The sequence below is a fragment of the Xanthomonas sp. NCPPB 2866 genome (assembly GCF_041475745.2).
In the GTDB taxonomy this organism is placed as follows: Bacteria; Pseudomonadota; Gammaproteobacteria; order Xanthomonadales; family Xanthomonadaceae; genus Xanthomonas; species Xanthomonas arboricola.
In genome coordinates, this window is sequence record NZ_CM192975.1 from 2,227,728 (window position 1) to 2,251,151 (window position 23,424).

At 68.4% G+C, this 23,424-nt stretch carries 18 protein-coding genes; all 18 read right to left on the reverse strand.

Going from position 1 to position 23,424, the window contains the following annotated elements:
- Positions 1–14: 14 nt before the first annotated feature.
- Positions 15–1,145, reverse strand: coding sequence for a flagellar biosynthesis protein FlhB (flhB, locus tag ACCQ04_RS09585; protein WP_039511031.1), 1,131 nt, complete (start codon positions 1,143–1,145; stop codon positions 15–17).
- A 193-nt stretch (positions 1,146–1,338) separates the two neighbouring features.
- The gene (locus ACCQ04_RS09590; RefSeq protein ID WP_372358753.1) at positions 1,339–4,260 is read right to left on the reverse strand and encodes a ligand-binding sensor domain-containing diguanylate cyclase; all 2,922 of its coding nucleotides are present in this window, start codon (positions 4,258–4,260) and stop codon (positions 1,339–1,341) included.
- Between the two features lie 398 nt (positions 4,261–4,658).
- Complete coding sequence (locus ACCQ04_RS09595) at positions 4,659–7,610, reverse strand: diguanylate cyclase (RefSeq protein WP_372358754.1); 2,952 nt, start codon at positions 7,608–7,610, stop codon at positions 4,659–4,661.
- A 118-nt stretch (positions 7,611–7,728) separates the two neighbouring features.
- Complete coding sequence (gene fliR / locus ACCQ04_RS09600; protein WP_024937668.1) at positions 7,729–8,520, reverse strand: flagellar biosynthetic protein FliR; 792 nt, start codon at positions 8,518–8,520, stop codon at positions 7,729–7,731.
- Positions 8,521–8,533: 13 nt separating this feature from the next.
- Positions 8,534–8,803 (reverse strand): flagellar biosynthetic protein FliQ, encoded by a 270-nt coding sequence (locus ACCQ04_RS09605; protein WP_005917968.1) that lies wholly within the window; start codon positions 8,801–8,803, stop codon positions 8,534–8,536.
- A 401-nt stretch (positions 8,804–9,204) separates the two neighbouring features.
- Complete coding sequence (gene fliP, locus ACCQ04_RS09610) at positions 9,205–10,038, reverse strand: flagellar type III secretion system pore protein FliP (RefSeq protein ID WP_104609406.1); 834 nt, start codon at positions 10,036–10,038, stop codon at positions 9,205–9,207.
- A 1-nt stretch (position 10,039) separates the two neighbouring features.
- Positions 10,040–10,447, reverse strand: coding sequence for a flagellar biosynthetic protein FliO (gene fliO, locus ACCQ04_RS09615; protein WP_024937666.1), 408 nt, complete (start codon positions 10,445–10,447; stop codon positions 10,040–10,042).
- Entirely contained in the window at positions 10,444–10,782 is a 339-nt protein-coding gene (gene fliN / locus ACCQ04_RS09620) for a flagellar motor switch protein FliN (RefSeq protein WP_016904992.1), read from the reverse strand. The genes fliO and fliN overlap by 4 nt, the downstream gene beginning before the upstream one ends.
- On the reverse strand, positions 10,779–11,792 hold the full coding sequence (gene fliM, locus ACCQ04_RS09625) for a flagellar motor switch protein FliM (protein ID WP_016904991.1): 1,014 nt from the start codon (positions 11,790–11,792) through the stop codon (positions 10,779–10,781). The genes fliN and fliM overlap by 4 nt, the downstream gene beginning before the upstream one ends.
- Before the next feature lie 10 nt (positions 11,793–11,802).
- Positions 11,803–12,327 carry a flagellar basal body-associated FliL family protein gene (locus tag ACCQ04_RS09630; RefSeq protein WP_372358755.1) on the reverse strand — a complete coding sequence of 175 codons (525 nt, stop codon included), beginning with the start codon at positions 12,325–12,327 and terminating at the stop codon, positions 11,803–11,805.
- Positions 12,328–12,517: 190 nt separating this feature from the next.
- Positions 12,518–13,810: a flagellar hook-length control protein FliK gene (locus ACCQ04_RS09635; protein ID WP_372358756.1), complete on the reverse strand. Its 1,293-nt coding sequence runs from the start codon at positions 13,808–13,810 to the stop codon at positions 12,518–12,520.
- Complete coding sequence (fliJ, locus tag ACCQ04_RS09640; protein WP_054591189.1) at positions 13,807–14,262, reverse strand: flagellar export protein FliJ; 456 nt, start codon at positions 14,260–14,262, stop codon at positions 13,807–13,809. Before fliJ ends, ACCQ04_RS09635 begins: the two co-directional genes overlap by 4 nt.
- A 3-nt stretch (positions 14,263–14,265) precedes the next feature.
- Positions 14,266–15,642, reverse strand: coding sequence for a flagellar protein export ATPase FliI (fliI, locus tag ACCQ04_RS09645; protein WP_046342558.1), 1,377 nt, complete (start codon positions 15,640–15,642; stop codon positions 14,266–14,268).
- A complete protein-coding gene (locus ACCQ04_RS09650; RefSeq protein ID WP_024939589.1) occupies positions 15,639–16,259 on the reverse strand; it encodes a FliH/SctL family protein in 621 nt (206 codons plus the stop codon). Before ACCQ04_RS09650 ends, fliI begins: the two co-directional genes overlap by 4 nt.
- The gene (gene fliG, locus ACCQ04_RS09655; RefSeq protein ID WP_024939590.1) at positions 16,256–17,245 is read right to left on the reverse strand and encodes a flagellar motor switch protein FliG; all 990 of its coding nucleotides are present in this window, start codon (positions 17,243–17,245) and stop codon (positions 16,256–16,258) included. Before fliG ends, ACCQ04_RS09650 begins: the two co-directional genes overlap by 4 nt.
- 10 nt (positions 17,246–17,255) lie before the next feature.
- The gene (gene fliF, locus ACCQ04_RS09660) at positions 17,256–18,986 is read right to left on the reverse strand and encodes a flagellar basal-body MS-ring/collar protein FliF (protein ID WP_016904679.1); all 1,731 of its coding nucleotides are present in this window, start codon (positions 18,984–18,986) and stop codon (positions 17,256–17,258) included.
- Between the two features lie 13 nt (positions 18,987–18,999).
- Positions 19,000–19,371, reverse strand: a complete 372-nt coding sequence (gene fliE / locus ACCQ04_RS09665) for a flagellar hook-basal body complex protein FliE (protein WP_006449786.1) — start codon at positions 19,369–19,371, stop codon at positions 19,000–19,002.
- A 322-nt stretch (positions 19,372–19,693) separates the two neighbouring features.
- A complete protein-coding gene (locus ACCQ04_RS09670) occupies positions 19,694–23,203 on the reverse strand; it encodes a glycosyltransferase (protein ID WP_372358779.1) in 3,510 nt (1,169 codons plus the stop codon).
- Positions 23,204–23,424 lie beyond the last annotated feature (221 nt).

Genomic DNA, 23,424 nt, shown 5'->3' on the forward strand with positions numbered 1-23,424 from the left:
GGCGGGTTGGGCGCTCATGCGCTGGCTCCCTTGCCGAACTCATCCACGTCCAGCGACGGCAATTCCGGCATCGGGCCGCCGTTCCAGCCACGCAGCTGGTAGACGTAGGACAGCACCTGGGCCACGACCGAATAGAGTCTCACGGGAATTTCCTTGCCGATTTGCGCTTCTCTATACAAGGCGCGTGCCAAAGGCGGGGCGGTGACGATCGCCACCCGGTGCTGTTCGCAGGCTTCGCGGATGCGGAAGGCCATTTCGTCCACGCCCTTGGCCACCACGATCGGGGCGCGCATCTTGCCGCCTTCGTACTTGAGCGCCACCGCGTAGTGGGTCGGATTCATCAGCACCACGTCGGCCTTGGGCACCGCTTCCATCATCTGGCGCTGCGACATCTGCATCTGCATCTGGCGGATGCGGCCCTTGACCTCCGGGCTGCCCTCGCTTTCTTTCATCTCGCGCTTGATCTCTTCGCGCGTCATCTTCAGCTTCCGCAGCCAGTTCCACTTCTGGTACGGCGCGTCGATGGCGGCCAGCAGCACCAGCGCGCCGGCGGTGTAGAACAGCAGGCTCTTGGTGAAGTCCAGGCCGTTGCCTACCGCCTGTTCCAGCGGCTGGTTCACCAGCGAGCGCAGGCCGTGCAGGCCCTTGGAGATGCACAGGCTGGCGGCCAGGCCGACGAACAGCAGCCGCAGCACCGACTTGATCAACTCGGCCAGGCTGTTGCTGCCCCACATGCGCTTGATCCCGTTCATCGGGTTGAGCTTGGTGAGGTCGGGCATGATCGCCTTGCCGGAAAAGCGCAGCCCGCTCATCAACAGCGGGCCGGCTAGGCCGGCGGCCAGGCAGATGCCGATCAGTGGCAGCATCACCCACAGCAGCTGCAGCAGCAGGTCGCCGAAATGGCCGAACAGCGCCATCGGGTTTTCACGCATCTTCGGGTCCGGACTGAGCGCGGTCTTCATCCAGACGCTGGCGCCATCGCCGATGCCGCGGGCCAGAGCCATCAGCGCGAACACGCCGGCACCGAACACCGCGGCAGTGGACAACTCGCGCGATTGCGGGATGTTGCCCTGCTCGCGGGCTTCGCGCAGGCGTTTTTCGGTGGGAAGCTCTGTGCGTTCGCCGCCGTCTTCGGACTCGGACATGGAGGTGCCGGTGACTGGTCAGTCCTGCGTCATGCAAGTGGCGTTCCAGTCGCTGGGGCCGGGGTTGGGGAGTCGGGGTCGGGGGAGAGCTGGCCGAGAGGGGGCCGGCCTGAAAAAGTGGCTGATCGGGGCAGGCGGCGCTGTGGGGCCGCTGCGTTGGATGCGCCTGGCCTGCGCCCCGGGGCGCGGCTGCTCATGCCACCGAGGATTCGGGCTCTTCCGGTTCGATGCGATTGCGGCCATGCCGCTTGGCGCGGTACAGCGCCTCGTCGGCACGCGCCAGCAGCGTGGCGGCGTTGTCACCGCTCCGGAACCAGGCCACGCCGACCGAACAGGTCACCGGCAGCGGCCGGGCGGCACCCACCTCGTACGGTGCCAGGCTGAGCTTTTCGTGGATGGCGCGCAGCCGGTGCTGGCTATGCTGCGACATGCCCGGCAGCAGCAACAGCAGTTCCTCGCCGCCGTAGCGGCCCACCTTGTCCGAGTCGCGCAGGCAGGCGGTCAGGCGCGCGCCGACCTTGGCCAGCACCGCATCGCCGACCAGATGCCCGTGTTCGTCGTTGACCAGCTTGAAGTGGTCCAGATCGATCAGCACCACCGCCAGCGGATGCCCGCCGTGCGCGCAGGCCTGCAGTTCTTCGGCCATGGCTTCGAGCACGCCGGAGCGGTTGAGCAGGCCGGTCAGGGAATCGTGGCTGGCCTTCAGGGCCAGCGCCGCACGCGCGCTTTCCAGATCGCGTTTTTCGTGTTCCAGCTGATAGGTGCGCTCGGCCACCAGTTCGGCCAGCATGCGTTCGCGCGCAACCAGGTGGCGGTGCCGCCAGCGCCACAGGCCGGCCAGCAGCGCGCTGCCGATCAGCACATACAACGCGATCGCCGGCGGGCTGCGCCACCACAGCGGGGCCACCGCAAACGGCAGGTCGGCGATCGGCGAGGTGGTGCGGCGGTAGCGGTCCAGCACCTGCACCTGCAGGCGGAAATGCCCGGAGGGCAGCGGCGCCTGGTCGATCGACAGGTTGTCGCTCTGGATCCATTCGTTGTGCAGGCCGAGCAGGCGGTAACGCACGGTCAGGCGACTCGGGTCGTCGTACACCTCCATCGTGGACAGCTCGATATGCAGCGGCTGGTCGCTCCAGCCCAGCAACTGGCCGCGCTGCACCGGCACGCCGCCACGGCTGACGCTGTCGATGCGCACGCTGGGCTGGCGCGCATCGAATAGCCGCGCCGGGTCCAGCAGATGGCTCACCCCGCGCGAGGTACCGATCCAGATCGACCCATCCGGATCCTCGGCGAAGGCCGCTTCGGAGATGTCGTCCCACAGCAGGCCCTGCGATTGCGACAGATGCGCCCAACGCTCGCCGTCGTAGACCTCCACGCCGCGCGCATGGCCCACCCAGACCCGGCCGAGGCTGTCGCCGCGCATCAGGTAGACGCCGACATCGCGCAGCGCCTCGTCGCTGATCGCCTGCAGATCCAGCCGCTCGCCCAGCAACATGCCGTGCCAGAGACCGGGCCGATAGAACGCCAGCCACACCTCGCCGCTGTCGCTGATGTGGAACTTGCTGATCCACGGGTCCGAGGCGCCGCCATTGACCAGCACCTCGACCCTGGACCAGCGCGCGCCCTGCAGCCGGAACAAGCCGTTGGCGGTGGACACCCACAACGTGCCGTTGGCGGTCTGCTGGATGTCGGTATAGGCGATGGTGGGCATCTCCGGAACAGCTTCCATCGTGCCGCCATCCAGCGGATGCCGGATCACGAACAGGCCGCCCGCGCTGAGCATCCACATCCGCCCCTGCCGATCGATCAGCAGGCGGCGTGCGGTGCGCGGCAGTTTGGCGATCTGCGCGCTGCGGCCATCGGGCCAGGTGCGGCGCAGTGAACCGGCCGAATTGAGCGTCCACAGGCTGCCATCGGCGCTGCGTTGCATGCCCACGATCTGGATCCCGGAGGCCTGCAGGGCCGGGACGAACCGGCCGCCCGGATCGACCTGGCGGCCGGTGCCGTGTTCGTTGCCGACCAGCAACGCGCCCTGCGCGTCGCGGGCGATCGACCAGGTAGGCGCGGCCGGCATGCCCTGCGAGGCGTCCCAGTTCTCGATCCATTCGTAGCCGGCCCAGCGCACCAGGCCTTCGCCATCGACGGTCATCCAGACATCGCCATCGCGGTCCACCAGGATCGCATCGCTGCTGCCGGGCGGCAGCCCGTTGTCGGCGCCGAAACTGCGCCAGCGGCCGTTCTCCCAGCGCGCCAGCCCGTCGTTGCGACGTACCAGCACGCGTCCTTCGCGGTCCAGCACCAACGGCGCCTGTCGCCCGATGGTTCTGCCATCGAGCAAGGGCAGCGGCCGCACGCTGAATTTGCTGGCGCCCGGCGCGCGATAGAGCAGGTTGCCGGTGCCGCGGACCCACAGTGCGCCGTCGTGATCACGCAATACGCTGTACCAGCGATCTTCCGGCACGCCTTGGTCCGGCCCGTACACCTGCACCTTGCGCTGCGCATCGATGGCGCACAGCCGCTTGGCGCAGCCGGCCCACAAGGTGTCGCCGTCCACCGACAGGCTCAGCACCTTGGACAGCTCGGGCACGCGCACCCGGGTGGCGGTATCCAGCAGCGGCTCGCTATGCCAGTGGCCGTTGCCGCGTGCGCTCAATCGTTCCAGCGTGCCGCCATTGGCCAGCACCGTGCCCCAGGAGGGACTGGCCAGCAGCATGTCTTCCTGCAGGTGTTCGGCCTCGTCGGGGGCCAGTTTGCGGAAGCCGTGCTCGTCGCCGACGAACAGGGCCTGGAAGCCGGCCACCCACAGCCGCCCGTCGGCGGCTTCGGCCATTGAGGTGATCGGTTCGTTGCGCAGGCCATCCAGCATCACCTGCTGGAAGCTGCGCCCGTTGTAGCGATACAGGCCACTTTCGGTACACACCCACAGCAGCGTGGCGCGGGTCTGCAGCAGGCAGGTGCCGGCCAGCCCGAGCAAGCCCTGGTCGTGGGCGTAGCGACGAATGCTCGCGCTCTGCGCGCCGGCCAGATCGGCCAGCGACAGCAAGGCCAGCAGCAGCACCGCCAAGAACGGTGCGCGCCGGCCTGACGACCTGCATTGACGGTACTCAACCCCCACGAGCGTTGCACTCTCCCACGCATCGGCGCGTGTGGTCCGCGCCCCTCGCGCGGGTGTCTCACGCTTGCCATGGGCGGCCCCCATAGCAGGCCGCAGTAAACCGACTAGCGGCTGTTCACGCGTGTTTCTTTAATGCTTAAGCAGGCATGGCGGCGTGAGTGCGCAGCGCGCACGGCCCTTGCCGGGCGCGTGTTGTTCCCTGGGCCGGACCCTGTCGCTGCAGGCGCGATCACGCCGATGGCTTGATGCCGGTCGCGCAACGGCTGCATGGCTGCCCGCACGCAGGCGTCGCAGCGGACACGTCTTTCCCGGCAAGGCGTCCGTGGGAGGCTACGTGCCCGGCCGGTTGGCAGATCGCAGCAATGGCGCTGTCCTTCGGCCTGCGGCCAGGCGCGGGTTCAGCCGCTGGACGCGGCGTCGTAGCGCACATGGTCGTAATCGATGCGGTTGCGTCCATTGCGCTTGGCGCGATAGAGCGCGGCGTCGGCACGCGCCAGCAGCTGTTCCAGGGTTTCGCCCGGCTGGAACCAGGCCACCCCGACCGAGCAGGTCACCGGCAGCACGCCACCATCGATCGGGTAGTTGCCACAGATCCCGCGATGCAACGCCTGCAGGCGATGGGTGGACTGGGCACTGAGCCCCGGCAGCAGCGCCAGCAATTCCTCGCCGCCGTAGCGACCGATGCGGTCGTCGCCGCGCACCAGCGTATCCAGGCGCCTGCCGACTTCGGCCAGCACCGCGTCCCCGGCCAGGTGGCCGTGCTGATCGTTGACCAGCTTGAAGTGGTCCAGGTCGATCAACACCACCGCCAGCGGCCGCGCGCTGGTGTCGGCACGCGCCAGCATGCCGCGCAGCGCGTGCAGGATGCCGGCGCGATTGAGCAGCCCGGTCAGCTCGTCGTGGGTGGCCTTGAGCGCGAGCTCGGCGCGTGCCGCCTCCAGCTCGCGCTTGTCCTGTTCCAGCTCGGCAGTGCGCTCGGCCACCAGTTGCTCCAGTTCGCGTTTGCGCCGCAGCAGCTTGCGCGTGCGCCAGCGCAGCAGCGCGATCACCGCGGCAATGCCCAGCAGCACGTAGCCGGCCACTGCCGGCACGCCGCGCCACCACGGCGGGCGCAGCACGAAACGCAGCCGCGCGACCGGGCTGGCGCTGCGCTGGTAGGCATCCAGCGCCTGGACTTCCAGCGTGTAGGTGCCGGGCGGCAACAGCGGGTAGGTGAGGTGACTGAGCGAGGTCTGGGTCCAGCGTGCCTGGTGGCCCTCCACCCGGTAGCGGAAGCTGATGCGGTCCGGGCCGCCTTCGGCGCCGGGCGCGCTGATGTCCACATCCAGCGGCACCTGCGACCAGTCGACCTGCGCCCCCGGCGTGATCGCCTGGTTGCCACGCCGCACGCGCAGGATGTCCACGCGCAATGGCGGTGCGGCGAACACGCGCAACGGATCGATCAGATGGGTGGCACCGCGGCTGCTGCCGAGCCAGATGCTGCCATCCACGTCCTCGAAGAACGCATTGGCCGACATGTCGTCCCACAACAGGCCCTCGGTGCGCGTGGCCCGCGACCAATGGCCGTTTTGCAGCATGTCCAGGCCCTGGCTGCTGCCCAGCCACAGCCGGCCCTCGCGGTCGTGGCGCAGGATGAACGGCATCACCCGCGCCACCAGCGGATCGTCGACCGCGCGCAGCGCCAGCACGCCATCGGCCTGCAGGCGGCCATGCCACAGCCCGGTGTCGCGCAGCGAGATCCACAGCTCGCCATCGGGAGCAAAATCGATCAGGAAGAAATCCTGGCTGGGCAGCACGCCACGCACCTGCACGCGTTGCCAGGCACCGTCTGCCTGCCGCTTGTACAGCCCCTCGCGGGTGCTGGCCCAGAGCCGGCCCTGGGGATCGAGATCGACATCGCCCACGAACGCGGCCGGCACGCCCGGATCGCGGATGGCCTGGTATGGCGCGCCCGGCGGCATGCGATACAGGCCGCGCGGGGTGGTGATCCACAAGGTGCCGGCGGCGTCGAACAACAGCTTGTTGATCGGCAGGCCCAGCTGCAGCACGTCGACGGTCCGGCCGCTGCGCGGATCGCGCCGCGCCAATGCGCCGGACGAGCGTGCCACCCAGGCGGCGCCGTCTATCGGCGAGAGCGCCAGGGAGATCGACTGCAGCAGCGGCTGGCCGTCGTCCAGCGTCCAGGGCTGCATGCGCCCGCTGCGCGGATCCAGCACATTGGAGCCGGCATCGCCGCCGACCAGCAGCTCGCCGCTGGGCAGGCGCTGGATCATCCAGGTCGGCGCTTCCGCCAGGCCCTGGCTCTCGTCCCAGTGTTCGATGTTGCCGTAGCCCAGCCAGCGCTGCACGCCCAGGCCACGGGTACCGATCCATAGCTGGCCGGTGCGCTGCATCAGCAACGGGCCGACCATCGGGCTGATCGGCAGCCCCTGGTCGTGGCCGAAGTAGCGCCAGTGATCGCCTTCCCAGCGCACCAGGCCGCGATCGGAGCGGGTCAGCAGGCGGCCCTGTGCATCTTCGGACAGGGTGGTGGCGGCCGAGAGCGTGTCGAAGCTGGTGCCTGCCGGCGCCGCATGGTTGCGGAATACACGCTCTCCCGGCGCGCGCGACAGCACCAGGCCACCGCCGCGCAGCCACAGGGTGTTCTGGTGGTCGCGAAAGATCGCCCGCCACTGCCGCTCCGGCACTCCGTCGGCTTCGCCGAGCAACTCGGTGCGTCCGTTCTCGTCGATCCGGCAGACGTGCGGCCCGCAGCTGCTCCAGAGTGCCGTGCCATCGGCAAGTAACGCCTTGCCGGCCGGCAGGCTGGTGCCATCGGCCAGCAGCAACGGCAGCGGGTGCACCGACCAGCCGCCCGTGTGATCCGGCGACAGGCGCAGCAAGGCGTTCTCGCTGACCACCACCATGCCGCCGGCATAGGCAGCCAGCACATTGCCGCTGTCGGCGCGGATCGGTTTGCCGTCGCGCAGCAACTGCACGAACGCACCGCCGTCGCGCACGAACACGCCGTTGGCACTGGCAACCCATAACCGTCCTGCGGCATCCAGCGCCAGGGCGCGGATATAGCGCGCATCCAGGCCACTCTCCTGGCCAACCGGGGTGAAGCTCTCGCGCTCGAAGCGGTGCAGGGCCAGCTCGGTGCCCACCCAGACCACGCCCTGGCGGTCTTCGAGCAGGCTGTTGACGGTCATGCCCTGCAGGCCATCGGCCTGGGCGTAGTCGCGGAAGCTGTAGGTCTGCGCCCGCGCGTGGCCGCACGCCAGCAGCACGGCAATCCAAAGACAGCCCCAGGCCCACCAGTGGCCGCGTCGTGACGCAATCGGAGCGAACAGCGCAGACACGTTGGGCATCGGTTCCCGCCGACTTTGGCGTGGGTGAGTGATGGCGATTGGCGGTATCAATCGTCCTGTGGCGTTGACGGCTGACCAGCGAAAAACTTGAGGCAGTTCACACTTATGGATGTGTCCGCTAGGCAGTCAAATCCCTGGCGGCGTCGAAGGCGGTATCGAACATGCGTTGCACGGGCGGCGCGAATTCGCTGGCGAAGCTGGACAGCAGGAACAGTCCCAGCAACACCGTCAGCGGCAGGCCCAGCTGCATCGGATTCAGCGCCGGCGCGGCCTTGGCCAGCGCGCCGAAGGCCAGGTTGACCGCCAGCATCGCCACCATCATCGGCAGTGCCAGGGTGAGCCCGCCGCGCAGGATCTGCAGGAACAGGGTCGGCGCCACCTCGGCGAAGGCGGCGGCATCGGGAAGCGCGGTGCCGATCGGCAGGGCCTTGTAGCTGTCCACCAACAATGCGATCACCGCCAGGTGTCCGTTGGCCGCGAAGAACAGCAAGCCGAACCCGAGATAGAACCACTGCGCGATCACTCCGGAGGTGACTCCGCGCAGCGGGTCGGACATCTGCGCGAACGACAGGCCGGTGGACTGCGACACCAGCTCGCCGGCCATCGCGCCGGCCTCGAAGATCAGCTTGAGCATGAAGCCCATGCTGGCGCCCACCGCCAGCTCGCGGGCGACGCTGAGCACCGCCTGCGCGGTGAAACCGTCCCAGTCCGGCACCGGCGGCAGCAGCGGCGCCAGCACCATCGACAAGGTCCCGGCCAGCATCACCCGCACCCGTCCCGGCACCGCGCGCGTGCCGATCAACGGCATCGCGGTCAGCAACGCACCGGTGCGCAGCATGGTCCACATGATCGCCCCGACCATCGCAAACGCGCGCTGGCCGTCGATCACCATCTGGGTGGCAGCATCCATCCGGCCGGGTCCGCTAACCGATCAGGTGCGGTATGCGCTGGAACAGCGCAATGGTGAACTCCACCAGATGCCCCAGCAGCATGCTGCCGGTGGCAAACAGGGTGGCCGTCAACGCCACCGCCTTGGCCACGAAGGCGATGGTCGGTTCGTTCAACTGGGTGGCGGCCTGCACCACGCCGATCACGACACCGACGACCAGCACCGCCAGCAACATCGGTCCGGCAATCCACAGGACGGTGACCAGGCCACCACGCAATTCGGTCAGGGCGATTTCAGGGCTCATGGGTGTGGTGATGCAAGTGGGGTGCCAATGGATAGGATTGGGGATTGGGGATTGGGGAATCGGGAATCGGGAGGCGGGAGGCGGGAGGCGGGAGGCGGGAGGCGGGAGTCTGAATAGGGGGCTGAGCTGTTCGACGGTGTGTGGGCTGACAAAGCTGCGGTCTGCAGAAACTCGCCCCTCTCCAGCGGGAGAGGGGGGTGGGGTGAGGGTGCGAGGCGAAGCCACGCGTGTTGGGTGGCTCCGCGGGCCCATTGCTCAGCCGTGCGCTTCGGCGCTATCGGCTGCACTGGTTGGCGCGCTTGCTGTCTGCTCTGCGTCTGTTGCTCGACTTCGGGACCCCATAGCGAAGCGGCAGGACGGGTCGGCACGCCGGCAGGGCGGCACGCATGCAGACCTTGCGGCTACGACGCGTTGAAGCTCGCGGCCAATGTGCCCACCACCAGCACCCAGCCATCCACCAGGATGAACAGCAGGATCTTGAACGGCGCCGAGATCAACATCGGCGACAACATCATCATGCCCATCGACATCAGCACGCTGGCGACCACCAGATCGATGATCACGAACGGGATGAAGATCAGAAAGCCGATCTCGAACGCCGTCTTCAGCTCGCTGGTCACGAACGAGGCCACCAGCACCGGGAACGGCACCGCATCCGGGCCGGCGTACTTGCCGTCGCCGGCCATGCCGGCGAAGGTCATCAGGTCGGTCTCGCGGATCTGCGCCAGCATGAAGGCGCGCAGCGGCTGGGTGGTCAGCGTCCAGGCGGTCTGGAAATCGATCTGGTTGTTGAGGTACGGCGAGAGCCCGGCGCCCCACATCTTCTGCCACACCGGCATCATCACCAGCGCGGTCAGGAACATCGACAGCCCCAGCAACACCTGGTTGGATGGGGTCTGGCCGGTGCCCAGCGCCTGGCGCAGCAGGCCCAGCACGATGGTGATGCGGGTGAAGGCGGTCAGCACCAGCAGCATCGACGGCAGCAGGGTGATCGCCGTCATCAGCAGCAAGGTCTGCAGCGGCAGGCTCACCGGCTGGTCGCCGATGCGGCCGACGCTGACATTGGGCAACGACGGCAGCTGATTGGCGCCGGCCGGAGCGGCCGCCGGCGCGGCGGCCTGGGCCATGGCCGGCAATGCGGCGGGCGTGGCAGCGGCCAGCAGCGGGCAGCTCATCACCAGCAGGATCAGCACCAGGCGGAGGCTGCGCCCCCAGCGATTCCAACGACTCAACATGTCACGGGTCCTTGCGCAGCTTCTGTGCCAGCAGCTGGGCGAAATTGGGAAGTTGCTTGAAGTTGGGCAGGGTGGGGGCGGGCGCGGACGGCAGCGGTTCGGACAGGGTGTGCAAGGTGTTGATGCCGCCGGCGGTGACGCCGAGCAACAACTGCTGGCCGTTGACCTCCACCACCACCACGCGTTCCTTGGCACCCACCGCCAGGCTGGTCACCACCCGCAGGCCCTCGGTACTGCGGAAACCGCTGCCGGGCATGCGCTTGAGCAACCAGCCCAGGCCGACGATCAGCGCCAGCACCAGCAGCAATGCAAACACCGCGCCAAACAGGCTGGGCGAGGACGGCGCCTGCGCGCCGACCTGGGTGGCCTTGGCCGCGACCGGCGCGGCAGCGGCCAGCAGGCCAATCACCGCAGCCTCCGGATCCGTTCGCTGGGGCTGACCACGTCGGTCAGGCGGATGCCGAAGCGGTCGTTGATGACGACCACTTCGCCATGCGCGATCAAGGTGCCGTTGACGTACACGTCCAGCGGCTCGCCGGCGCCACGCTCCAGTTCCACCACCGAGCCCTGGTTGAGCTGCAGCAGGTTACGGATCGGGATGCGCGCGCGGCCCACTTCCAGCGACAGCGTCACCGGCACGTCCAGGATGACGTCCAGGTTGAGGTCGGTGGCATTCTGGTCGTGCTCGGCCTGCAGGCTGTCGAAGGTTGCAGGCGCGGCGTCGAGGATGTCGGAGTTGATCATTTGCTGGAGTCCTGGGAGGGAACGGCGCGTGGGGCTTGCACGCCGGGCGGGCGTACGGCGGTGATCTTGACGGCGTTGTTGCCATTGGAAACGCCGAATTCGCCGGTGAACAACGGAATGTCTTCCACGCACAGCGGCACCTGTGCGGGCAGGTCGATCGGCAGGATGTCGCCGATCTTCAGGCCGGTGAGCTGGCGCAGGCTCATGCGCTTGCTGGCCAGCACGCTGGACAGGGTCACCTCGGCGGTATCCAGCTGCTCGCGCAGCATCACGTTCCAGGAGTCGTCGCGGTCGTTGCGGTCGCTCTGGATGCCGGCATCGAGCAGTTCGCGGATCGGCTCCAGCATCGAATACGGCAGGGTGATGTGGATCTCGCCGCCGCCGCCTTCCAGCTCGACATGGAAGCGGCACACCACCACGTACTCGCGCGGGGTGACGATGTTGGCGAAGTGCGGGTTGATCTCCGAGTTGATGTACTCGAAATCCACTTCCATCACCGGCGCCCAGGCTTCCTTCAGGTCGGCGAAGGTCTGCTTGAGCATCAGCTGCACCACGCGCATCTCGGTGGCGGTGAATTCGCGACCTTCGATACGGGTGTGGTAACGGCCGTCGCCACCGAAGAAATTGTCCACCACGGTGAACACCAGCGTGGGTTCGAACACGATCAGGCCGGTGCCGCGCAGCGGCTTGAAGCGGATCAGGTTGAGGTTGGTGGGCACATACAGCGAGTGCATGTACTCGTTGAACTTGACCAGGTCGATGCCGCGCACCGACAGGTCGGCCGAGCGCCGGATCAGGTTGAACAGGCCGATGCGCCACAGCCGCGCAAAGCGCTCGTTGACCATCTCCAGGGTCGGCATGCGGCCACGGATGATGCGGTCCTGGCTGGACAGGTCGTACTGGCGCGCCTCGCCGGGCAGCGGCTCCGGCTCGGTGTTGACCGCACCCGAATCCACGCCATGCAGCAGGGCATCGATTTCGTCCTGGGAAAGCAGATCGCTGACGCTCATGGGGCAGGCCTTACTGGGTGACGAAACTGGTGAACAGCAGTTCTTCGACGCACTTCTTGCCGGTCTCGCTGGTCATGACCTTCTGCGCTTCGGCCAGGGCGGCCTTCTGCAGCTTCTGCTTGCCGACCAGGTCGGCCACATCGGTGGCCTTGACCTGCGACAGCAGCATCAGCAGATGCGCGCGGATGGCCGGGGCGTTTTCGGTGATCAGCTTGAGGTCTTCCGGGTCGCGGGTGACCAGCTGCACTTCGACCTGCAAGTACTGCGGGCCGTCGCCGGGATCGGCCAGGTTGACCACGATCGCCGGATCCATCGGGAAGTACTGCGCCGGCTTGGGCACCTCGGCCACCTTGGGCGCGGCGTGCTTGCCGTCTTTCTCCTCGCCCTTGTGGCCGAAGAAGAACCAGGCGCCGCCACCGGCAGCGGCCAGCACCACGACCCCGACGGCGATCAGCAGAAGTTGCTTGCCGCCCTTCTTCTTGTCGCCCTTGTCGTCTTTGTCTTCGGTCTTCTTGGGTTTTTCCGCGGCTGCCACAGTCTGCTCCAGGGGGAATGCTCACCCAGTGGATGCAATTGGCATGCCAATCCGGCGACGGTTTCCTGGCGCGCATGCAGCTTCAACGACAAAACCCCCGCAGGCCTTGCGCTGCGAGGGTCGTGGGGTGCCGCCCGAGCTTGCCGGCACCCAGGTTTTAGCCGCGCCGGGGCGCGCCCGGCGCGCACGCTCAGGCGTAGGCGTCCAGCAATCCACGCTGGCGTAACACCACCGACGGAATTCCGACGGGCGGGCTGTCGTCCAGGCTGAGGCCATTGCCATCGCTGCCGCCGCCGTTGCGGTTGCCGGACTGGCTCTGCTGTTGCTGGCCGACATCGGCCTGGCCGAGCTGGAAGCCGTTCTGGCCGAGCATGTCGCGCAGGCGCGGCAGGCTCTGTTCCAGCGCCTGGCGCACGTCGGCATTGGCGGAGCTGAAGCTGGCATTGACCTTGTCGCCGTCCAGATGCAGCCGCACCTCCACCGGGCCCATCTCGTTCGGGGTCACCTTGATGTGGGCATGGCCGATCTTCTGGTCGGCCAGCCAGCTCAGGCGCGCGCCGATGGCGTCGTCGAAGGTGTCGCTGCCCATTTCCGGGGTCGGCGTGGGCGAGGCGCTGAACACCGGCGCCGGGTCCTGCAGGCGGCCGAGCGCGGCCGCCGTGGTGGTCGGCAGCACGAACGCCGGAGCGTCCGGCGCGGCCGGGCCGGCGCTGTCGTCGGTGCCCGGGTCCAGCGCCTTGGTCGCCATGCTCATTAGCGCGGCCGCCTGGGCGTCGCCGCTCAAGGCGGTGACGGAGGTGGGCTTGGCGCCTGCGGTGGCAGCCGGTGCCAGCGCGCCCAATGAGGGCAGGGCGGTGCCGGCGGTCGCGGGTGCGGTGGGTGTGGCCGCGTCGGTCGGCAGCGCGGTTGCAGCCGGCGTGGCGCCGGCGGCAGCGGTCACGCCGGCCGCCAGTGCCGCAGCCGCGGCCGCCAGCACATCGCCGCCGGGCAGTGCCTGCGCCAGCAGACCCATGCCGAAGCCGCCCAAGCCCGGCGGTGGCCAGCCGGTGTCGGCGGCGGTGGCTGCATCGGCCGGCGCGTCTTCGCCGTTGCTCGCGGTCTTGCCGCCCTTGCCGGTCTTGGCGGTGCCGGTGGCACTGCTGCCGTCGGCGGCAGCCGGTTCCTTGGCGGTGCCGGACTTGGCAGCCTTGGCATCGCCATCCTGCGCGCGCGGGCGTGCGGTGGCATCGCCCGGCGCGTCGTCGCCGTGGTCGTCGTCGCTGCGCTGCCTGTCGGACTGGTTGGGCTTGGGCGCAGCCTGCTTGGCCGGCACGCGCTCGGGCGCCTGCGGCGGGGCCTGGTTCGGCGTGTTGGCCGGGTTGAGCATGCGCGCGAACTGGTCCTGGCCAGCGTCCGGCTCGGACGAGGGATCGCTGTAGCTGGGTTTCTTGCCGGTGCCGGCGAGTGCACCGAGGCCGGCGGCAAAAGCGGACAAGGGGTTCATGCGGATTCTCCGTGGGTATCTTCGCTGCGGGCCAGGCGCGAACGACGCGCGCCGAGGTCGTCCATCTCACGCTGGTCGCGGCGTTCGATCACCTTGTTCTCCTGCGCGCGGTAGCTGGCGGCCAGTTGCTCCAGTACCTGTTTCTCGCGGCTGGCCAGCAGCAGCCGGGTGCGCTCGGCTTCCACCTTGTTGCGGTTGGTTTCCACGGTCTGGGCCTGTTGCAGCACGGCGCTGTCGAGCCGGTCCAGGAAGGCGCGGCGGTTGCTCAGCGCCACGGCGCTGGTGCCGGCCATGTGGCTGTTGGCGTATTCCTCGGCGTAGCGGCGCAGTTCGTCCAGACGCGACTGGTGGGTGTCCAGGACGCGCTGGCGCTCGGCCAGGTCGCGCGCGACCTTGTCTTCCTGTTCCTGGGCGCGGCGCAGCAGGGGGTCGATCCGTTTGGATTGCATCATGGATTAATTCTCCGGTTCCACCAGCTGCTGCAGCGCGGACAGGCTGTCGCTCAGAACCGACGCCTTGTGCACATCCTGGCCAAGGAATTCGACGATCTCTGGCCAGCGCGCCAGGGCTTCGTCGGTGGCCGGGTCGCTGCCGCGCTGGTAGGCGCCGATGGCGATCAGGTCGCGGTTGGCGGTGTAGGCCGACAGCAACCGCTTGAGCTTGCGGATGCGCAGGCGCCAGGTGTCGTCGGCGATGTCCTGCACCACGCGGCTGACCGAGGATTCCAGGTCGATGGCCGGATACAGGCCGCTGTCGGCAACCCGACGCGACAGCAGGATATGGCCGTCCAGGATGGCGCGCGCGGCGTCGGCGATCGGGTCCTGCGGGTCGTCGCCCTCGGTCAGCACGGTGTAGAAGGCGGTGATCGAGCCGCGCCCCTTGGCGCCGTTGCCGGCGCGTTCCACCAGCGCCGGCAATTTGGCGAACACCGACGGCGGGTAGCCGCGGGTGGTCGGCGGCTCGCCGACCGACAGGCCGATCTCGCGCTGCGCCTGGGCGAAACGGGTCAGCGAATCCATCAGCAACAACACGTTCAGGCCCTGGTCGCGGAACCATTCGGCGATGGCGGTGGCGCGGTAGGCGCCATGCAGGCGCGCCAACGGCGGCCGGTCGGCCGGGGCGGCCACCACTACGGCGCGACGCAGGCCTTCCTCGCCCAGCGTGGTTTCGACGAAGTCGCGCACTTCGCGGCCACGTTCGCCGATCAGCCCGACCACGATGACGTCGGCCGAGGTGAAGCGGGTCATCATGCCGAGCAGCGTCGATTTACCGACGCCGGAGCCGGCGAACAGGCCCACACGCTGGCCGCGGCCGATCGGCAGCATGGCGTTGATGGCGCGCACGCCCACGTCCAGCGAGGTGGTGATGGGCTCGCGCGCCAGCGGGTTGATCGACACGCCGGCCATGCTGACGCTGCCTTCGCCGCGGATCGGGCCCTTGCCGTCGAGCGGGGTACCGTCGCTGTCGATGACGCGGCCGAGCAGGCCTTCGCCCACTTCCACGCCGCCGCGGCGCCGCGAGGGCACCACGCGGGCGTTCGGCAGTAGGCCATGCAGTTCGGCGCTGGGCATCAGGTAGGTGCGTTCGCCGGCGAAGCCGACCACTTCGGCATCGACCCAGCCGCCGTCGACTTCGACCTTGCAGGTGGCGCCCATCGGTGCCTCGCAGCCGGTGGCTTCCAGGGTCAGGCCGACTGCGCGGCGCAGGATGCCTTCGCGGATCAGGGTGCGGCCGGCGCTCGGTTCCAGCCCGAGCCCGCTCAGGCGGGTGGCCAGGCGCAGGTTGCGCGCGTCCAGCCAGTCGGCCGGGGTGGCGCCCAGCAGGGCGCTCACAGGCCCGCTCCGGATTTGCGCATGACCGTCTCCAGCGCGGCCCGCAGGCGCGCGTCCAAGGTGCCGTCCACGCGCACGCTCTCGGCATGCACGCGCAGGTCGCCGCGGCTCAGGCTCAGGTCCGGGGCCACGCGGGTGGTGCTGCTGGGCGCCAGATGCGGCAGCAGCGCGGTGATGTCGTCCGGATGCAGGCGCACTTCCACCTCGCGGCCGGCGCCACCGACCGCATCGATGGCCTCCTGCACCAGCTCGGCCAGCAACTGCGGGTCGGCCTGGTAGGCACGCCCGACCAGCGAGCCGGCGATGCGCACGGCCAGCTCGCCGAGCGCGCCGACCACTTCGTTCTCCAGCCGCGCCAGCGGGCGGGTGAAGTTGTCCAGGATGCCGTCGATCTGCGCGGTCAGGCGGCGCACTTCGGACTGGCCCTGGGCAAAGCCTTCGGCATGGCCGCGGGCGAAGCCTTCCTGCTGGGCGGCGTCTTCGATCGCCTGGATCTCTTCCAGGGTCGGCGGACGCAGCACCGGCTCGAGCACGGCCGGCTCGTCGTACTCCGGCGCCGGCGGGGCCGGCTCCAGGTGCAGGTCGGGGGCCAGCCAGCGGGTGACGATGTCGTTCATACCATCGCCTCCGCACCGGCGCCGCCGAGGCTGATGGCGCCTTCGTCAGCCAGGCGGCGAACGATGGTGAGGATTTCCTTCTGCGCCGCTTCCACGTCGGCCAGGCGCACCGGGCCGCGCGCTTCCATGTCCTCGAGCAGGATCTCGGCGGCGCGCTGGGACATGTTGCGGGTGATCTTCTCGCGCACCTTGACGTCGGCACCGCGCAGGGCCAGGCCCAGGCGCTCGCCGGAGACCTCGCGCAGCAGCGTCTGCAGGCCGCGGTCGTCCAGGTCCACCAGGTTGTCGAACACGAACATCAGGTCCTGGATCTTGCCGGCCAGGTCGGCGTCGATCTTGCCGATCTCGCCCAGCACGCCCTGGTCGGCGCCGGTGTCGAGGAAGTTGAGGATGTTGGCGGCCACCTTGATGCCACCCACATTGGACGACTTGAGGTTCTGGTTGCCGGAAAACTGGCGCTCCATGATGTCGTTGAGCTCGCTCAGCGCATTGGGCGGGATGCCGTCCAGGGTGGCGATGCGCAGCAGCACGTCGGCGCGGGTGCGCTCGGGCAGCAGCTTCAGGGCCTCTGCAGCCTGGTCGCTGTCCAGATGCGCCATGACGATGGCGATGATCTGCGGGTGCTCGTTGCGCACCAGGTCGGCCACCGCGCGCGGGTCCATCCACTTCAGGGTGTCCAGGCCGGTGGTGTTGCGGCCGAGCAGGATGCGGTCGATCAGGCCACCGGCCTTGTCGGCGCCCAGCGCCTGGATCAGCACGTTGCGGATGTAGTCGTCGGCGCCCACGCCCAGCGAGGTCTTGCCGGCCAGTTCGCCGTTGAAGTCGTCCATCACCTTCTCGACCTGATCGCGCGAGATGCCGGTCATCGTGGCCATGGCGATGCCGATCTTCTGCACCTCCTTGGGGTCCATGTGCTTGAGCACTTCGGCGGCGTCGCTTTCCCCAAGCGACAGCAACAGCACGGCGGCGCGCTGTACGCCGGTCATCGGTGGTGTATCAGGCTTCACTGGCGACCCATCCCTTCACGACTTGTGCGACACGTTTTGAATCGGCTTTGACTGCTTCGCGTGCAAGACGCATGCGTTCTTCGTAGGCGTCCGGCAGCGCGATCGGGTTCTTGCGGTCCTGACCGAGCTGGGCGGTGTCCTCTTCCAGGCGCGGCATCAGGTCGTCATCGTCGACCATCCGCACGTCGGCGCTCTGCGGAGTGCCATCGTTGCCGCCCTTGGCCTGCTTTTCCTTGATTGCGGTCACGCCGGTGAGCTGGCGCAGGGTGGGGCGCACCACGCCGAACAGCAGCGCCAGCACCACCACCGCACCGACCAGCAGGCGCAGACCGTTCTGCACGCGCGGGTCTTCCCACCACTTCGGGCCTTCCTCGCCGGCCACCGCTTCGCGCACGAACGGGGCGTTCATCACCGACACCGTGTCGCCACGGGCCGCGTCGAAGCCCACCGCCTGCTTGACCAGGCCCTCGATGCGGGTGAGCTCGGCGGCCGTCAGCGGCTGCTCGACCATCTTGCCCTTGGCACCGGGGCGCGGGACGTTGTCCAGCAGCACCGCCACCGACACCCGCTTGATGCGGCCGGCCGGCTGGCGGGTGTGTTGCAAGGTCCGGTCCAATTCGTAATTGCGGGTGGCGCTCTTGGAACTTTCGGTCGGCGCGGCCGGTGCGGCGGCCTGGCCATTGGCAGCGGCCGGGGTGCCCGGTGCGCCGGCAGTGGCGTTTGCGGCCGGCGCCGGCGGCTGGCCGGGGCTGTTGCTGGTGGCGCCCGGGGGGCCCTGCGGGCCGGTGGCGCTGGTGCTGGTGTCGCTGACCTGTTCGCTGCGCAGCTTGGCCGGTTCGCCGTTGTAGAGCTCGCGGGCTTCCTCGACCACCGAGAAGTCCATGTCCACGCTGACTTCCGGGTTGACCCGGCCCGGGCCGGTCATCGGCTCGAGCAGCTCGCGGATACGCTGGTTGTAGGAGCTTTCCTGGCGACGCACCTGTTCGAACTGGGCGGCATGCTGGGCGGCGTCGCTGTTGGGGTCGGCGATGGAGAGCATGCGGCCGCTCTGGTCGACCACGGTGACGCGCTCGGGGGTCATGTCCGGGATGCTGGAGGCGACCAGGTTGACGATGGCATCGACCTGGTTGCGCTCCAGGCCCTGGCCGCCGCGCAGCTCCAGCACCACCGAGGCGCTGGCCACGTCACGCTGGCGGGTGAAGGCGCTGGGCTTGGGGATGGCCAGATGCACACGCGCCTCGCGCACCGGGCGCAGGGTGCCGATGGTGCGCGACAGCTCGGTTTCCAGTGCGTGCTGGTAGCGGGCGTTTTCGACGAACTGGCTGACGCCGAAGCCGGGGTCCTTTTCCATCAGCTCGAAGCCGCCGCCGGTTTCCTTGCCGGTCAGGCCGGAGCCGGCCAGCTTCAGGCGGGCATCGTACAGACGGTCCTGCGGCACCGAGATGGCGCCGGTGTCCTGGTCGATCTTGAACGGGATCTGCGCGGTGCGCAGCAGGTCGGCCGCTTCGGCATTGCCCTTGTCGTCCAGGCCGGTGTACAGCGACTGGTAACCGGGCTTCTGCGACCAGAAGAACACTGCCAGACCGGCCGCCACCGCCACGGCGATCATCGCCATCATGGTCAGCTTGCGGGTGATCTGCAGGCTGCGGACACGGTCGAACCATTGCCCCGCCTTTTCGGCGTTCTGGTTCATGTTTTCTTTGGTGATCGCGAGAGCCATGTGTCGTCAACCCTTACAGCGGCATGTTCATGACGTCCTGGTAAGCCTGGACGAGACGGTTGCGGACTTCCACGGTGGCGCGGAAGGCCACCTGGGACTGCTGGGAGGCGACCATGACCCGTGCCAGATCGGCACTGGGGTCGCCCATTTCAAAGGCCTTGGCCAGCGCGCCGGACTTCTGCTGGGCCTCGTTGACGCCGCCGATGGCGCCGCGCAAGGTCTCGCTGAAGCTCGGTGCCTGGGTGGCCGGTGTTCCCTGTGTGCCGGCCAGCCCCTGGATCTGATTGCCGCGCGCCGCATCGCCCACCGCGCCCATCGGGCCTTGGCCCATCTGCGTCTGGTAGCTGCGGATCTGCGAGAGGATGGAGGTAACGGAGTCGCTCATGGGTGCGGTCAGCCAGGGAGGCATCCACACCAATGCAAGCGGCGTGCCGAAACCGCGCCGGGATTCCGGCGCCGGGGGCGGGGAGGGGCTTTAAGTCAGCCGCGGATGGGTCTGGCGTTGGGCGATGGCCCAGGAGTATTGGGTGCAGAGCGTCGGATCTGCGGCTTGGCTGCAGGGCCCTTGCCCGCCCACCCTCGCAGGACACGCCGCAAGTACGTCCGTGTAGGCGCTTACGCGGCATCCCTGCCGCGTAAGGTCCCGCGACGGTGGGCGGACAAGGACCAAGCGAGACGGTGGTGCATGCACCCGCGGCCTCGATCCACTAATCCGGCAACCACGCCTTACGCCAGCGATCAAGATTGCTTCCGGTCAGCATCCAGTCGCGGCGCACCACGTCACGCAAGGCCGCGCCCTTTGCCGCTGAAGCGGCCGGGTCGGCCAGATGCTCGCGGATCGCGCCGATCCAGTCGCGGTAGCGGTTTTTCACCAGGGTCACCGGCAGGTTGCCCTGGTAGCAGCGCACATCGCTGGCGATCACCGGGTAGCCGCAGGCGCCGTATTCGAGCAGGCGCAGATTGCTCTTGCACTCGTTGAAAAGGTTCTGTTCCACCGGCGCCAGCGCCAGGTCCAGATCCAGCGCCGCCAGGGCGGCCGGGTAATGATCAATCGGCACGCCAGGCTGGAACTGATGGATGTGCTGGCGCAACGCGAACGGGTACATCCCCATGAACACCCATTCGACCTCGTCGGCCAGCTCGCGCACCACATCGGCGATCAGTTCGAGGTCGCCGGTGTGACTGACGCCGCCGGCCCAGCCGATGCGCGGCTTGCTGCCCTGGCGCTGCTTGCGTTCGCTGCTTGCGGGCAGGTGCTCCCACCAATGCGGCGGCAGGCGGTTTTCGGCCACGCGGATATCGCCATGCAATCCGGCGAACGCCTCGGCCAGGGCAGGGGTGGACACCACGAAGCGGTCCACCATGCCCAGCCCGCGCCGCACGGTCTTGAGGATGTCCTTGGGCATGTGCTCGCGATGCGCGTTCTTCAGCGGCAGGTTGGGCAGGTAGTCGTCCAGCTCGTAGACCTTGAACGCACGCGACAGCGCCTGCATCCGCCGCATCGCTTCCAGTCGTGGCTCGCCGACCTGGCGTTGCAGGATCACCACGTCGGGATCCTGGCGCGCCAGCTCGCTGATCTCCAGATAGCCGTTGAACAGCACGCCTTCGACCATGCCGGCTTCGCGCAGGGCGCGTAGCGGCTGGATTACCCGGTAGTGGCCGCAGCCTTCGATATCGGCGGGCAGGGCGATCATCGTCGGCAGCGGTCGCCACGACTGCAGCGGCCGCCAACTGGCGCGCGGGTCGGCCAGCTGGAAGCCGGCGCCGGGATCCAGCGAGAAGCCCGGGTTGTAGGCCGGGTCGTTGGCCATCACCGGCAGCCAACGCGCATACATCGCTTCTTCGTCGAGTGCAGTGGCGGGTGGCGCGTCAGGCGGGTCGATCAACAGCTGCGCGCGCGCGGCGTAGACATTGAGATAGCCGGCCTGCTGCAGGCGCAGACATAGATCGACATCGCTCCATTGCGTCAATGCCGGTTCCTGCGCAAAGCCGCCGGCGTCCAGGAACAGCTGGCGCGGCAGCATCAGGCATTCGCCACTGAGCGCGCTGTAGTTCTGATCCAATTGCAGGCGCTGCAGATAACCCGATTCGTCGAACGCCGCACCTGCGAAGGCGCGCGCCGCTGGTGCCCCCAGGCCTAGCAGCAGACCGGCGTGATGCACGGTGCCGTCGCCGCGCAGCAGCTTGCCGGCGACCGCGCCGACCTCCGGGCGCAGCGCGTGGTTGAGCAGCTGCGCCAGCCAATCGGCCTTGATCGCTGCGGCGCCGGCCGCCAACCACAGCAACACCTCCCCACGTGCCTGCTCGGCCGCCGCATTGCAGGCCGCCTCGCGCGAGGGCTCACCGTCGAAGCGCAGCACGCGGATCTGCTGCAGGCCGAGGTTGTCGATGCTCGCCAGCCAGTCGCGCAACCCCGGCTCGGCGCTGTCGCCGCGATCCAGCAACAGCAGCTCATAGTGCGGGTAGCCGGTGTTGGCGAGCACGCTTTCCAGGCAGCGCTGCACCTGCGCCAGGCGTCCATCCACCAGCACCAGAATGCTGATCAATGGTTGCTGTGCATGACGGTAGTCCACCGTGTGCCGGCCGGGGCCGTTGCTGCTCACCACCGCGTCCACGTACCCGCGCGCGGCAAGATGGCGGCTGATGGCGCGCTGCTCGTCTTCGTCGCCATGCCGCGTGGTGGCCGATGCCACCAGCAAGGGTTCGGCGATGTGCTGGATGCAGGCCAGGCCATAACGCTCGACCAGCCCAAGCTGGTAATCCAGTTCGAAGGCGTCGCTCGTTTCTGTTGCAAAGCCGCCATCGGCCAGCAACGTGCGGTGCCGGAATAGCCAATGCCGCGACATCGTCGACGGTGAACTGAGCAACATGTCCAGATACAGCGCCGGCCGCATCGCCAGCCCCAGCTGACCGCCGTCCAGTGCGACCACTTCGTCGGCGTAGACGGCCTGACACGCGTCCGGCAGCGCGAGCATCTCCAGCGCCAGCATCAGCAGACCGCTGGCGGTGAACAGGCTGCCGGCCTGGACCAGCAGTACCCAGTCGATGGACTGCTGTGCGGCGATGGCTTGGTTGAGTGTCGCTGCCAGGCCTTGCGGGCCGATCAACACGCCGCGCTCGCCGTGGTTGGCAACTTGCTCCGGCGAGCTGCTGATCACCCAGGTCTGCTGGTTCCGGTAACACGCCACCGCCGCCAGGCTGGCCTGGGTTGCGGCCACCGCTGCCGCATCGCCGTCGCTGTCGACCACCATCACTGCGATCCGCGGGCCGCCCGCATGCGCCTGCAAACGTGCATCGATCAAGGCGCGCTGCACGGTGCTGGGATGACGCACCCCCAACCAGGTGGCCGGCGACACGCGCTCGGCCATTCCTGCGCTCTGCATCAAGGCGTTGACCAGATCCACCGACTTGAACACCCGCGCCTTGTGCGGGCTAAGCGGGGCGACACGCACCTGGCGGTTGTCGCCGCCCTCGCGCCGCCAGCCGAGTTGGCGGATGCCCTGGCGCAGGTCGTCGTGACCTTGATCGCCGATACCGGGCTGATCGCGGCCGGCCTGACTGAACTGCGCGCTGGACACGCGGAACTGCGTGAGCGGGCTGGACAGAAAGGCCAGGTTGCCGTGACGCAGCAACTTGACGTAGATCGCCAGGTCGCCAACCCAGTGGATGGCCTTGCCGTTCAACATCATCAGCTCGCCACCCAGCGCCACCAGGTCGGCGCGCCGTGCAAGCACGCAACTCGGCTCGCCGATGAAGTTGATGGCGTGGTCGGCCAGGAACGACACCAGCTCCGGCCCGTGGATCAGCACATCCTCGGCAAACGGGAAGCTGGTGGCCAGGATGTCCGGCAACGGCGCACCGTCGTCGTCGATCCGCAGCCGGCGCGAGGACGCCAGCGCGGTGCCGGGGTTGCGCTCCATTGCGCCCACCAGCTGCGCGACGCAGTCCGGCTGCAGCACGTCGTCGTCGTGCAGGAACTTGACGTACTCGCCCTGCGCCAGGCCGATCCCCTTGACCGTGCTGCCGAGTTCGCCGAGGCGGGGGGTATTGCGGTGGTAGCGGATCGGAAATGGGGCGTCAGCCAGCTTCGACGCCAGCACGGCCTCGATGGCGCCATCGGCGTTGTCGTCGCAGATCACCAGCTCCAGCGCCGTGTAAGTCTGCGCCAGCACGCTGTCCAGCGCCTGCGCGAAATAGCGTGGCTTGTAGGTCGGCATGACGATGCTGACCAGGGCAGGAGAGCTCACGGGTGGTGGTTCGAGTTGATCATTCACGAATTATCCGATGCTGGATGCAGTGCCAACGCGAATTGGTCCGATCACGCGGAAGGCAGCGAGCATCGGATTGGCCGAACCGATGCAATATGCATGCCGCTCGAAGCATGACACGTCGCTATCGGGAGGAATGGCTGCGCTGCTACCGTGCTGCGCGTCGGCGA

What these genes read in the sequence shown, in the direction of transcription:
- flhB (WP_039511031.1), bottom strand. Translation starts at nt 1,145, where the DNA reads ATGTCCGAGTCCGAAGACGGCGGCGAACGCACAGAGCTTCCCACCGAA.
- ACCQ04_RS09595 (WP_372358754.1), bottom strand. Translation starts at nt 7,610, where the DNA reads ATGCCCAACGTGTCTGCGCTGTTCGCTCCGATTGCGTCACGACGCGGC.
- fliR (WP_024937668.1), bottom strand. Translation starts at nt 8,520, where the DNA reads ATGGATGCTGCCACCCAGATGGTGATCGACGGCCAGCGCGCGTTTGCG.
- ACCQ04_RS09605 (WP_005917968.1), bottom strand. Translation starts at nt 8,803, where the DNA reads ATGAGCCCTGAAATCGCCCTGACCGAATTGCGTGGTGGCCTGGTCACC.
- fliP (WP_104609406.1), bottom strand. Translation starts at nt 10,038, where the DNA reads ATGTTGAGTCGTTGGAATCGCTGGGGGCGCAGCCTCCGCCTGGTGCTG.
- fliN (WP_016904992.1), bottom strand. Translation starts at nt 10,782, where the DNA reads ATGATCAACTCCGACATCCTCGACGCCGCGCCTGCAACCTTCGACAGC.
- fliM (WP_016904991.1), bottom strand. Translation starts at nt 11,792, where the DNA reads ATGAGCGTCAGCGATCTGCTTTCCCAGGACGAAATCGATGCCCTGCTG.
- ACCQ04_RS09635 (WP_372358756.1), bottom strand. Translation starts at nt 13,810, where the DNA reads ATGAACCCCTTGTCCGCTTTTGCCGCCGGCCTCGGTGCACTCGCCGGC.
- fliJ (WP_054591189.1), bottom strand. Translation starts at nt 14,262, where the DNA reads ATGATGCAATCCAAACGGATCGACCCCCTGCTGCGCCGCGCCCAGGAA.
- ACCQ04_RS09650 (WP_024939589.1), bottom strand. Translation starts at nt 16,259, where the DNA reads ATGAACGACATCGTCACCCGCTGGCTGGCCCCCGACCTGCACCTGGAG.
- fliG (WP_024939590.1), bottom strand. Translation starts at nt 17,245, where the DNA reads ATGACCGGCGTACAGCGCGCCGCCGTGCTGTTGCTGTCGCTTGGGGAA.
- fliF (WP_016904679.1), bottom strand. Translation starts at nt 18,986, where the DNA reads ATGGCTCTCGCGATCACCAAAGAAAACATGAACCAGAACGCCGAAAAG.
- fliE (WP_006449786.1), bottom strand. Translation starts at nt 19,371, where the DNA reads ATGAGCGACTCCGTTACCTCCATCCTCTCGCAGATCCGCAGCTACCAG.
- ACCQ04_RS09670 (WP_372358779.1), bottom strand. Translation starts at nt 23,203, where the DNA reads ATGCCGACCTACAAGCCACGCTATTTCGCGCAGGCGCTGGACAGCGTG.